The sequence below is a fragment of the Mucilaginibacter lappiensis genome, assembly GCF_050433765.1.
Classification (GTDB): Bacteria; Bacteroidota; Bacteroidia; order Sphingobacteriales; family Sphingobacteriaceae; genus Mucilaginibacter; species Mucilaginibacter lappiensis_A.
The window spans coordinates 719,642-731,956 of sequence record NZ_JBNPWP010000003.1; the positions used below are offsets into that span (position 1 = coordinate 719,642).

The 12,315-nt window shown below is 38.7% G+C and carries 9 protein-coding genes; 6 read left to right on the forward strand and 3 right to left on the reverse strand.

What is annotated here, in order from left to right; all coding sequences use genetic code 11:
* Positions 1–69: 69 nt before the first annotated feature.
* Together M2273_RS12985 and M2273_RS12990 are read right to left on the reverse strand one after the other, a co-directional pair.
* On the reverse strand, positions 70–1,176 hold the full coding sequence (locus tag M2273_RS12985) for a glycosyltransferase family 4 protein (protein ID WP_429397416.1): 1,107 nt from the start codon (positions 1,174–1,176) through the stop codon (positions 70–72).
* A 90-nt stretch (positions 1,177–1,266) separates the two neighbouring features.
* The gene (locus M2273_RS12990; protein WP_429397418.1) at positions 1,267–2,298 is read right to left on the reverse strand and encodes an acyltransferase family protein; all 1,032 of its coding nucleotides are present in this window, start codon (positions 2,296–2,298) and stop codon (positions 1,267–1,269) included.
* Positions 2,299–2,790: 492 nt separating this feature from the next.
* Between M2273_RS12990 and M2273_RS12995 the strand changes: the two genes are divergently transcribed.
* The 6 genes from M2273_RS12995 (at position 2,791) to M2273_RS13020 (ending at position 11,678) form a co-directional block, all read left to right on the forward strand.
* Positions 2,791–4,410 (forward strand): glycosyl hydrolase family 28-related protein, encoded by a 1,620-nt coding sequence (locus M2273_RS12995; RefSeq protein ID WP_429397420.1) that lies wholly within the window; start codon positions 2,791–2,793, stop codon positions 4,408–4,410.
* Between the two features lie 516 nt (positions 4,411–4,926).
* The gene (locus M2273_RS13000; RefSeq protein WP_429397422.1) at positions 4,927–5,709 is read left to right on the forward strand and encodes a polysaccharide biosynthesis/export family protein; all 783 of its coding nucleotides are present in this window, start codon (positions 4,927–4,929) and stop codon (positions 5,707–5,709) included.
* A gap of 5 nt (positions 5,710–5,714) precedes the next feature.
* On the forward strand, positions 5,715–8,048 hold the full coding sequence (locus M2273_RS13005; RefSeq protein ID WP_429397424.1) for a GumC family protein: 2,334 nt from the start codon (positions 5,715–5,717) through the stop codon (positions 8,046–8,048).
* A 477-nt stretch (positions 8,049–8,525) separates the two neighbouring features.
* Complete coding sequence (locus tag M2273_RS13010) at positions 8,526–9,470, forward strand: hypothetical protein (RefSeq protein ID WP_429397426.1); 945 nt, start codon at positions 8,526–8,528, stop codon at positions 9,468–9,470.
* Between the two features lie 40 nt (positions 9,471–9,510).
* Positions 9,511–10,383 carry a glycosyltransferase gene (locus tag M2273_RS13015; RefSeq protein WP_429397428.1) on the forward strand — a complete coding sequence of 291 codons (873 nt, stop codon included), beginning with the start codon at positions 9,511–9,513 and terminating at the stop codon, positions 10,381–10,383.
* 593 nt (positions 10,384–10,976) lie between these two features.
* Positions 10,977–11,678: a CatB-related O-acetyltransferase gene (locus M2273_RS13020; protein WP_429397430.1), complete on the forward strand. Its 702-nt coding sequence runs from the start codon at positions 10,977–10,979 to the stop codon at positions 11,676–11,678.
* A 60-nt stretch (positions 11,679–11,738) separates the two neighbouring features.
* On the opposite strand, the gene M2273_RS13025 is transcribed toward M2273_RS13020, so the two are convergent.
* Positions 11,739–11,978, reverse strand: a complete 240-nt coding sequence (locus M2273_RS13025; RefSeq protein WP_429397432.1) for a hypothetical protein — start codon at positions 11,976–11,978, stop codon at positions 11,739–11,741.
* Positions 11,979–12,315 lie beyond the last annotated feature (337 nt).

The window sequence follows — 12,315 nt, forward strand, 5'->3', positions numbered from 1 at the left end:
TCTTTGCCGGTAAATTTGATAAAATAAAATGCGGAATCCCGCCGGTTATATCTTCTTAATTTGAAATATTTAGCTGTTATAGAATTCCACGAGCTCTGCCGCGTTTTTATCCATGGAGAAGTTTAGCTCAACAAATTTTCTTGCAGCGGTTTTCATAGGTAAGGTATCGATTTTATTATTGCACAATCTTTTTATAAGCGCGATGTAGGCGGTAACATCGCCAACATCAATAACATATCCATTATCTTCATGCACTACCATATTGCTCAACCCAGGCGCATCATTAACAATAACCAGTCCATTGTAATACATAGCCTCCAGCAGCGCTATCGAAAGGCCTTCGAACAAAGAGGGCATTAGATATATATCTGAGGCGATCAGCAATTCCGGTATATCCTTTCTGTTCCCGGTAAAGATGATATTGGCATTCGGAAAGTTCTCCGTTGCTCTGACTTGCTCTGCAGCCTCATCAGCACCCGTTCCTACATGAAGATAAGTTATTTTTACACCAGCTTTATGCAGTGGCGCTATAAGGTCAATAAGGAAATTGTGGTTCTTTATAGCGGAACATCCCCCAATCGAAATCATTACAAATGCATCTTGCGGAATCCCTAATTCCCTGCGTTTGGTTAAGCGGATATCATCACGCTGTGCCAAAAGGTCGGGATTGAGGTTTATCCAGTTATTGATGATAAAAGTTTTGTTATAAAACCTGTCCCTTTCATTGGCCTGGACAGCAGTACCAATAGCGTGATTTTTGACGCCCAGAAGGGATGCCATTTTCCGGTGCAAAATCCGCTTAAATCTTGTCCAGCCTTTAAAGGTCCAGTTGTTATGATAAGTTCTCACAATATTCCGGTGGCCGGTAAGTCTTAATGCTATTACCTTCCATAAGTACAGATCTTCGGTATGTATATGCACAATACCGAACTTTTTATTTTTGAAATAACTGAAAAACTTCAATATGGAAGAAATTTTGCCACTGGATCCTACAGAATCAACCGTATAGCCCTTGTCCAACATTTGCTCTTCAAACCGTCCCTTGCGTAATTCGCACGCCAAAAGCGTTATGTCTATCTGGTTCCTCTTAAAGATATCAGATGCATGGTACAACATGATTTCCGCACCTGAAAATTCTATACTATGCAGAATATGAACTGCTTTTTGTGATTTCATTTAAAAAAAAATCTGGTTAATCCCATTTTGATCAGCCATATGGCTGAAAGTATCAAGTATGGCTCAATTCTTCTTTATTAAGTTACTGAGTTAAATCCTTGCTTTTATTGTGTGCTTTTTACTCCTGATAAACGGCTTTTCTATAAATATCCACGATAAGAGCCCTAAAAAATAGGTGATCCCGATCAGGGTAAACACATTGATATATCCCTGCAACTTCAGCTGTACGATAACCGTTAGTAAAAGCCCATGATAAATATATATACCATAAGAGATATCGTTATTATTAAACACTTTCTTTGCTATGCCTGGCGAAGAATAAGCCAGGGAAATCACGCAAAAACTTAAAATAACATGTTTAATGGAAGTAAATATCGCCTTGTCCATCAAATTGGGGAATAATAAACTGTACGCAACATAGCCAATGACCCAAAAGTGGGCCTTGTTATAAATAAACGGCAGCTTGTAAATACGCAGCCGCTGAAAGATAACGCCAATTAAGAAAAGATAAAAGTAGGGTATGAACGTGTATCCTGCTGCCTTTTGTAAAAATGAGCTTGGAAGTTTAATGTAATAAAACAAAACATGTACTATAAAAAACAAGATAAAAAGGCCATAAAAGCCATAATCCAATCTCTTTTGCGGAAGTATAATGTAAAGCAACGGGAGAAGCAGGTAAAACTGTAGCTCAATCGGGATCGACCATAAACTGCCGTTGTAAGATCCAAATCCATAACCAGACAAAAAGCCGGGAGTATAAATAAATCCTGTTAGCTGGCTGGGTAACCACAATACCGAACTGCTGTTAATAAAGTTTATCCCGGTTAATGAAATAACAATGATAGTTACTAAAACGCAGGCCCATAAACCCGGATAAATGCGAAGTGCCCTGTTACGCAGATAATCGCTGAAATGCGTATTCCGTTCGTAAGAGGCAGATATCAGGTATCCACTGATCACAAAAAACACAGGAACTCCGGGGAATAGATATAATATATCGATGCCTCTTGGGGAGATCGGAAGGTTTAAATGCTGAAAATAATGATCAACGATCACCTGAGTAGCGGCAAAAAAACGTAACAGGTCAAAATTGTTGACTTTAAACTCTTTAATATTTTGCATTTAATATAACCATATCCAATGGTCACTGGCTATGCAATTATTGTGCAACACTTGCCCCGAAAAGATTCATTGTGCATTAAAGCGCCTTTTGATGCTTCATAACCTGTTTCTGCATGATTAAACAGGACTAAACTCAAATGCAAGTAAAATGATTAATAGTAAAATACTTTTCACATGTTGATATAAATGCCCGGTTTGGGTATAAATATCATCATTGTTCTGCTCAGGTTTCGAAACCAAAATAAACAATAAAAATGCTGCCAATTGTCTGTTTGTAATAAAATTGTTATTTAAAAGATACTTATTAAATCCGTCATATTTTTACGAAATGATAATAATATTATATATTTTGTATATATTATGGATTGTATTTTAAAAAAATAACATTCAAAGTGTAATAAAATTATTAATTTGCGAAAAATGTAACATTTCACATATTTTGCACGTTTGAAACACGGGCAGACAAAACTGTAGACATTTAAACACCCCCTTATGAAAAAAAACTATTATCTATTGATGCTATTGGTTGGCTTACTTTCCTGTAAGAAAGAAGCCAGCAATGTTTCTCCAATCCAAGAGTCTGATACTTCGGCTCTTCGGTCGGCAATGGTAACGACAGCAGCGACTGTGGCCGTTGTAAAAGACACTATTCCGCCAACAAATGCGGTCAATGTAAAAACCTATGGCGCATTAGGTGATGGGGTTCATGATGATACACAGGCTATTCAAAACGCGATTAATGCCAGGAGCATCCTGGTGCTTACTAAAGGCACTTATATTATTAATAAAACGCTTGTTATGCGAAGCGGCGTCAGTATTTATGGAACAAACGGTGCTACTATCAAAGCCGGGCCATCCATGAGTGGGACTTTGCTGGTATCCGGAAGGTATTTCTCTTTAAATTCGGTAGCCAGCAGCTCGATCGTAAATTTAAAATTCCTGCCGTCAACAAAAAGCTTTACACCGGGCGCATGGGCCAATGCCGTTTTTTATATATCCAACAGCCCCAAAAATTCCTTTAAATATAATACCATAACCTTTAATCAGGCTTATAAGGCCTTGGGCATTGAGGGTTTCTGGGTATCAGGTACGGGCAGTACCAATAATTTTATTGGTTATAATAAGCTTTATACTGCAGGGATGGAGTATGCGGAGGCGGGTGCGAGTTACAATATCATCATTGGTAACACTATTCAGAACGCGCATTCAAACGGCCTCAGCTCACACGGAAATTCTACTGTTTATTGTAAAAGCAACCAGGTGATCAATAATACTGTTATTAACGCAGGGCATATGGGGATTGAAGATTGGGGTAACGTAGATGGCACACTGCTGAAAGGGAATGTTGTTTCGGGTACCGGGAAAAGCCCTACAGAGAGCGCAGACGGTATGGGTATGTCATTAGTGGGAATCAACACAGTGGCTGTTCTGAACACCCTGAGCGATGCCAAGCTTATGTATATGGAAATTGGTGGGAATCATAATTGCCGTATTGATAGCAATCTTATAAATGATGCAGCCAGCTTAATTCCCGGTATCGTTGTAAATTTCCGTGGCAGCACACCGGCAAATACTAAGGCCGCATCTTCTAAAGTAGGTTACAATACCATTAATAATTGCTGGGAAGGAATTTCAGTGGAAGGGGATTATACACCTGCGGCCTCTATAACCGGCAACAGGATAAATAATTCCAAATATATAGCGATCAACGTCAATAGCAATTCTTCTTTCAACGTTAATGTTACTGGCAACAACATCACCTATAGTAAGCCTAATGTGCAGTCAAGAAATGCTATTGTAGTGTATTCAACTAAACTTTCGTCCGCACAAATTGTGACCGAAACCAATAATACCATTACCTACAATACCAGTGCAAACGGCGGGGTTATGCGTGAAATCGCCCTGCTTGTTGCCATCAATAATATTAATTTTACCGGCAATAAAGTTGTGGGGAACAATATTAAGGCTGGAGGCATAAAAATCAGCGCCATCTCTGCAAACGGCAATAAATTTACCGGGATTACCCTGGTTAGCAACTCATTTAGCGGTGCCCTTGTTGAACTGGCGGGCATGAGTTTTAAAGCGAACACGAATAATGTAACGCTGAACTAACGAAAAATAGAAATAGCGCGGTCGCCTTGCTTAGGGGAACCGCAACTTTTAGACCGGTAATTGCGTGCAGCAGTTACCGGTATTTTTATGAAACCCCGCGGGTACAATCCATAATTTACTTAAACTGAAAACGTAACCGAAAGCCAATAACTGCAGGTCATAATTTACCGGCCTGTTAAGTTTAAGGCTTGTACGTTAAATAGCTTATCTGCCGGTTAATGCCAATTACAACAATGTTAAAGTTGTTGTGTACCAAATATTCCCCAATTCTCATGTTGTCCAATTAATTCCTCATTTAATTTGCGAAAATTCTGCAATTTCTGATTGCTTTAAGCTGTTTTTTTATGAAAATTACAAATTTGCCTAATGGTTCAATTATTGTAAACCGATAGCCAACTCGGTAAGGGTAAAAAATTAACAGCTTTTAACTATAGGACGGTTTATACATAATCAACTGGTGCTATAGCTAACTTTTGATCATTCCAATCCGATAAATATTGACTTTACTTTGAAACCATGAAATTAAGTGTTACAAAATTTTTCCTGTTTATTGCCCTCTTTTTTTGCTTCTCTTGCGGTTCCTATAAAAATGTGCCTTATTTCCAGGATTTGGATCACGTTAAAAATTCAGAAGAGGCGATTAACAACTTTGCCCCTTTAAAAATACAAACCAATGATCTGATAGGGATCCACGTAACGAGCTTAAACCCTGAAGCGGCTATGGTATTCAATTCCGGTCAGGGGAATAGTGGTAATGAAGCTTCGGCCAACAATCAGGTCTACGGTTATCGGGTAGATGCAAATGGTGAAATCAAATTGCCGTTAATAAGTAGTATGAAAGTTGCCGGTATGACCACAGACCAGGTAGCCCAGCAATTAACCAATGATTTATTGCCGTATCTGAAAAAGCCTATTGTTAACGTTCGCTTACTCAATTTTAAAATTTCTGTTATGGGCGATGTGTTAAAACCAGACTCTTACGCGGTACAAAACGAACATATCAACATTTATGAAGCTTTGAGTCTTGCAGGAGATCTGAATATTACAGCCAAACGTAAAACTGTTTTTTTAATAAGAGAACAGAATGGGAAACGACAGTATTTTCCAATAGATTTAACTAAAAAGGAAGTATTTAACCAACCTTATTACTATTTGCAGAACAATGATATTTTATATGTAGAACCGGATAAGTCCAAATATTCCAACGTGGATAGAGGATATAGGAATACTTCTTTGCTCCTTTCCGGTCTTTCGGCCATTGCTATCGTAGTATCTGCATTATTAATCCAAAATCGTTAAGCGTTATGCCAACTAATAAATCACAGCATATAATAAACAGCCGTCAGGCCCGTGGTGACGACGACAGCATCGATTTTAAATACCTTATTCGCCACTATTTTAGTTACTGGCCCCTTTATCTGATTTTTTTGGTTATTGGGCTTGGGGCCGCTTCTGCATATTATAAAATAAAAAAGCCCTTATTTGACGTTAAGGCTACCATGTTAATGCAGGACGACAGTAAGGAAAAGCCTACGGATGATAAATCTGCTTTACAGGAACTGGATCTTGTTAACCCGCCTAAAATTGTGGAAAATGAAATAGAGGTTTTTAAATCCCGCAGTTTGATCAAATCGGTGGTTGACCATCTTCAATTATGGGTTAGTTATCAATTCGTTGATGGCATACTAAAAACCGACCTGTATGATTCAACTCCGGTGGAATTTAATTTATATAAGTCAGAAGGTGTTATTCCAAGCCAGCTCATGATAGTGAAAATCTTAAATCATGATGCTTATACCATTACCGATGAAAATAAAAAAGTAACCAGTCACCGTTTCAGGGATACCATAACTGACCGGATGGGCGTATGGAACATTTCGCCAACAACACAACTCGATAAATATATCGGAAAATCAGTAAATGTTATTCTGGGCGATAGGGAAGCCACTATATTGAGCTACCAAAATGGGGTAGATGTTTCTATGCCTGATAAACTGGCCTCGGTAATTGAATTGTCAACCAGCGATCAAAACGCAAAACGGGGAGAGGATTTCCTGAATAATCTTATTTATTATTACAAGCAGGCGGAGCTGACGGAAAAAAACAATATGACCAAAAGCACTATTGATTTTATTGATAACCGACTTGATTCATTAGTGGGCGAACTGAACTCTGCTGAGGGTAAGGTTGAAGGTTATCGCAGTAGCAAAGGTTTAACTGATATTAATGCGCAATCACAGGTATATCTTCAAAATGTACAATCCAACGAGTCAAAATTAAATGAAGTCAGTATTCAGTTAAGCGTTCTTGACGGTCTGGAAAGTTTCGTGAATTCTAATGCCGACCGTGGTACGCCATCCACCATCGGTATTTCAGATCCAACCCTTGTCGCCCAGGTACAGAAACTGTCCGATTTGCAATTAGAAAAGACTAAATTGTTAGCAACCCTTCCGGAAAAAAATCCGGCCTTTGAGCCTTTGAATAAGCAAATTGCTTCAACCAAGCTGAGTATAAAAGAAAGTTTGCGAAATATTAAGGCATCATTATTGGCAACAAAACATGAGTTACAATCTTTCAAATCTACATCACAGTCTTCCATATCCAACATTCCCGGACAGGAACGTCAGCTTGTTGGTTTAAAACGCCAGCAATCCATCAAAGAAAACCTGTACACGTATTTATTGCAAAAACGTGAACAGATCTCGCTAAGTTATGCGTCTTCGTTGTCAAGTGCCCGTTTGCTGGATGTTGCCTACGCACTTCCTCAAAAAAAATCAAAACGATACATCCCTTTCGCGGTAGCCCTGCTTTTAGGACTGATTGTTCCTACCGGATTTGTTTATGCTAAAGGTGTGGCGAAGGATACTGTGAACAAACGCAAAGAAATTGAAGTTGCTACTTCACTGAATGTTCTGGCGGAATTGAGCTATACCAAGCTTAATCATGAAATTGTAACAGACAAGCAGAACAATGACATCAACTTTTCACTTATTGAACAATTCAGGCATTTACGCACTCAATTGAACATTCTGAGCAATGGTCATGAAAAAGGAAGCGTTGTTTTGATCTCATCGAGTATTACCAAGGAAGGAAAAAGTTTTGTTAGTAGCAATCTGGCCGTATCGCTGGCCCGGTCTGGTAAAAAAACCATCTTGCTGGAAATGGACATTTATAAACCTAAGATCAGCAACGCGTTCCACCTGGGCAAAACAGCAGGTTTGTCTGATTACCTAATGAATGTAATTGGGAAGGATCAGTTAACTCAGGAAATTGCTGCCTATCCAAATTTGCATGTGATCAGTAGCGGCGCATTTGTCGATTCTTTTTCAGAGCTGCTTGACCAGGTTAAATTTAGCCAGTTGATAGCTAATTTAAGAGCAGAATATGATTACGTTTTATTAGACACCCCTCCATTGCATTCCATTAATGACGCAAACATTTTAGCGCAATATGCTGATACAACTTTATTTGTTGTTCGTCACGCTTACACGCCTAAATCAATGCTTGCCTTTATCAGGAAGCTTTATGTTAGTAATAATTTACCCAACATTCAGGTTATTTTCAATGGCTTGAAAAATGGCAGGGACGGTGAGGGTTACAAATACGAAAATTATTATTCGCGTAAAAACATGGCTTAATCCCATTCCGGCAATCTTTTAAGAAAGATTGCCGAAATGGATTTTGGGATTGGGCAATGACGGCAACAATATGATAAAAAAAAAGGTATTTATAAAATGTTTATGTGCTTCGGGAATAAGAAGCAGTGCAATGACCAGGATTCAAGTTCGTGTCAATTATCTTAACTGATTATGTATTATTTTCTGGCATTCTTGTTTATGTTAATTTCAGCAAAAGGAAGTTTCTTTTCTTTCTTTGAGATTGACTATTTATTAATTGATGTCTTATTTATCTGGGTAGGAATTACTTATAACCGATTTAAAAAGTCGGACATTAGGTTGTTTTTAAAGTTCAGTCTCATTTACGTAGGGTTTGTCTCCATGAGATATTTCTGCCTCAATAATGTGTCCTTCGCATTTTTAATGAGCGATATTATCTTTCTCTTTAAATATATTTTGCTGGCATTCTTGTACTGTGCAATACTTAAAGAGGAAGCATTGAATTATATCGTAAAAATTACCGTCATAGGCGCAGGGATATCTATCTTTTTTTATACGATTCAGTTAATTAACAATGATGCGGTGTTTTTTATCGGAAGTCTTATTCATCTTCCCCCACGGACTTCAAACCCCGATTATACGAATTTCCTGATCTTTACATTTGACAGGAACCATAGTATCAGAAACTCGGGTTTTGCCTGGGAGCCAGGTGCATTTGGCTGTCTGTTAAATATGGCGCTGTTGATGTACCTGTTTTCCAATAAATTTGTTTTCGATAAAAAAGTGCTGCTGCTTATCGTGGCTATCGTCACTACATTATCTACAACCTCGTATATCGCGTTGATGGTTAATCTTTTAATTTATTACCGGGCCAATGGCGGAAAGCTCAGCAGGATATTCCTGATCGCAGCACCAATAATAGGAGTAGTTGCTGTCAAGGTGCCATTTCTGTTTGGTAAAATTATTGAGCTTTACAAACAGGATTTGCATGACGTGGAGCACATGGAAACACTGGGTACCTTTTATTTGAAGCATGGAGGCCAGTTGCCGTTAAACAGGTTTGGCAGTCTGATATACATATACCGGTTATTTGGAGAAAAATTGATATGGGGAATATCGAACATGTATCAGGAGGCGGTTGTGCAATTGGGTAATGTGAACATCTCCAACGGTATCATTGATTTCATCGCTAAATTCGGTCTCATTGGTTTAGTTTTCCTGTTGTACAGGTATGCGATGCTTTTTAAGAAATTTATAGCCAGCAATGAGCTGATGATTTATGCCATACTTATTATACTGATATTAAGTTTTGGAGAGCCTATATTGATATGGCAAAATATTCTGGCATTTTTTTTTCTATACCATTATACAAATCCGGTTAGTGATGATGACGAAAGCCTTGCCGAAGAAGATGCTGCTGCTATGGAAGAAATGGCCCATTAATGATCAATATTTATTAATTATAATTTAAAGAATATAAAAAGTGCCTGAAAAAATAATAAAAATCGCTACTTTATGCTGCTGTTATAACCGCATCAGCAAGACAACATTGTTCCTTAACAGTTTGCTTAAGCAAGCAGTTCCTGATCATTGTCATCTCGATTTTTATCTTTTGGATGATAATTCACCCGACATGACCGGAGCACGTGTTAAGGAGATGTTTCCTCAAGTTAATGTGGTACACGGTACCGGGTCGTTATTTTGGGCCGGAGGAATGAGAACACTTTGGGCAGAGGTGCTCCGTCGGGATGAATATGATTTTTATTTGTTGCTAAATGATGACGTGGTTTTATCAGCCGACGCACTTGAACGGCTACTTGCAGCGTATAGCCAGGCCAAAAGCGGCGGCAATATCCTTTTAGGTACCGTGCTTGACCCCAAAAGCGGAAAGATAACCTATGGCGGGCGTAAAATAAAAAACTTTATAACCGGCTCTACTTTTATGCAAACGCCCGATGCCGAACGCTTGAAAATATGCGAAATAGGCAATGCTAACATTATGTTGGTGGATCGCGCGACAGTGAATAAAATAGGGATACTGACTGATATCTACACGCATGGCTTCGCCGATTTCGATTATACCTACACGGCAGTAAAAAATGGCCTGCAGGTGTGGGTAGCCCCGGGTTATTACGGACATTGTGAAAACGATCATGGTGTAAGCTGGTTATCAGGCAAGGTTCCGCTAAAAAAGCGTATTGAACATTTGTATAGCCCCAAAGGCCTTGCATTCAGAGAGTATCGCACTTTTATCAACCGGCATTTTTCCTTTATGTTACCGGCAGCCTATTTTAAATTGTGGCTGAAAACACTGTTCCCTTTTATTTACGACTCCTTTAAGAAAGAGCAAGTATAATTTGCCCGTTTACCCGACAATGGGGACAACGGCTTTAAAGTAGTATGATTGCCGCGCAGGCCTCTGACGGGAAAGTGTTGTTATTGCGCCGGCGTATAGCCAGAAATTTATTAGATTAAAAAACTACGTTCCGTTTAACAGGCCCGTTAACGGCGAATGGTGCGAAATATCAGCATGATGATGCTGATATTTCGCACCATTCGCTGCTCCAGGGAAGTAAAGGGAGGGGGATCAATAGTGCACCGCTTACAGTATTGATGCTGACTGCTTGAATGTGCTCCGACAAATTTTTCGTGATGCCGAAATGAAAGGTTTGAATCCGCAAAGGTAATTGGTATCACCCAGGAATGTGGTAAATAATCCACAAGGTAGGTACAAATAGCCCCGTTATTTTTAGGGTTTAACAACACCTGGATGTTCTTGAAAATAAAAGGAAAAAATAATTAAACATGTAAGGACCGCTTTTCGACCTGTGAATCGGAAGAATTAGACTGCTTACTTAGGTATTATGGCGCCATGCATTATTAAATGAGAAGAAATGGATCATTTCGGAGCATCGTTTGAACTTAGTTGCTGTACATATATGAATACTTATGATTAAAGCCTGGATTAAACGGAATTGGTACAGACAGCAGTATAAAGGTAGGCATTTACGAATAAGCAACCATGTTTTGCTTGATATGAGATGTCATTTTGAGGGATGGAATGTAATAGGTGAAAACTGCGAGATTTCAACCTCATCTATAGGTAGATCAACCTATATTAGTGCAGATTCTGTGATCAGATATACGCATATAGGCCGTTTTTGCTCTATTGGAAGCAAGCTGCAAACAGGTTTGGGGATGCATCCTACGCGTGATTTTGTTTCCACGCACCCCGCTTTTTTCTCGGTTTCGCAGCAGGCGGGATTTACTTTTGTGAAAAAAAATTCCTTTAAAGAAAACCGCTTTGTCAATGAAGCTCAAAAGTGTATTGTTAAGATCGGTAATGATGTTTGGATTGGGAATAATGTGACAATTATGGATGGATTATCAATAGGGGATGGTGCTGTGATTGGAACGGGGGCCGTAGTTACCCAAAATGTGGCGCCATATGCTATTGTCGCAGGAGTACCTGCCCGGATCAAAAAATATCGGTTCTCCGAAGCAGAAATCGGGCAATTACTGGATATTAAATGGTGGGATTGGGACATGAAAAAAATCCGCTCAAACAGCCATCTTTTTGCAGATATGACATCTTTTCTAAAACTACACGGAAAATCCGCAGCAGAATATCGGGATCAAGTAATTGGGTAAAGTGCTGATTGATAGCGGTAAGTAGCAGTTAAAACATTGCGCGGGCTATGGTATATGCCATCAGCCCTTACTTTCTGGTGTTGGGAAAGTTTTATTTTTTTTCAGGGCGTTTAACTGCTTCTCGAGCGCTTGAATCATGAAATCGTCGTTGACGTTGGATATGTAATTGGCCATATTATTCCCATCCGGTTCGAAAACGATTAACGCGAAACCACAGTCGGGTATCTCCCGAATAAGGGCATCAGCCAAATTCCTCATTTTTTCAGCGTCAATTTTATTCTTCATTAATTCTATATGCATAGTTATGGCGACGATTTAAAACTTTATTGATCATGATTTGCTGCTGTCTAAAGCTCCACCCAATCATGCTATCTTTTTGGTTTTACGTGAAATAACTGATAATGTTTCTGTCCTGCAAATTTTAATTTTTTGGCTTGCTTTTTGCCAAGTGACTAAAAGTTATAAAAAGCTTTTCTTGCCGGCAAGAATCGAAAATTAAATATATAAGCGCATGATGAAAAATAATAAATCATGCTATAAATATAGGGCATTTTAATAATTATTTCTGTTGGTAATTAATATTTATTGCTAACTGAAATTTAATGCATTGGTTTTAAAGCCCGATAATTTAAGCACC

Excerpts from the sequence above, each read along its gene's own strand:
- M2273_RS12985 (WP_429397416.1), bottom strand. The coding sequence starts at position 1,176 with ATGAAATCACAAAAAGCAGTTCATATTCTGCATAGTATAGAATTTTCA.
- M2273_RS12990 (WP_429397418.1), bottom strand. The coding sequence starts at position 2,298 with ATGCAAAATATTAAAGAGTTTAAAGTCAACAATTTTGACCTGTTACGT.
- M2273_RS12995 (WP_429397420.1), top strand. The coding sequence starts at position 2,791 with ATGAAAAAAAACTATTATCTATTGATGCTATTGGTTGGCTTACTTTCC.
- M2273_RS13000 (WP_429397422.1), top strand. The coding sequence starts at position 4,927 with ATGAAATTAAGTGTTACAAAATTTTTCCTGTTTATTGCCCTCTTTTTT.
- M2273_RS13005 (WP_429397424.1), top strand. The coding sequence starts at position 5,715 with ATGCCAACTAATAAATCACAGCATATAATAAACAGCCGTCAGGCCCGT.
- M2273_RS13020 (WP_429397430.1), top strand. The coding sequence starts at position 10,977 with ATGATTAAAGCCTGGATTAAACGGAATTGGTACAGACAGCAGTATAAA.
- M2273_RS13025 (WP_429397432.1), bottom strand. The coding sequence starts at position 11,978 with ATGCATATAGAATTAATGAAGAATAAAATTGACGCTGAAAAAATGAGG.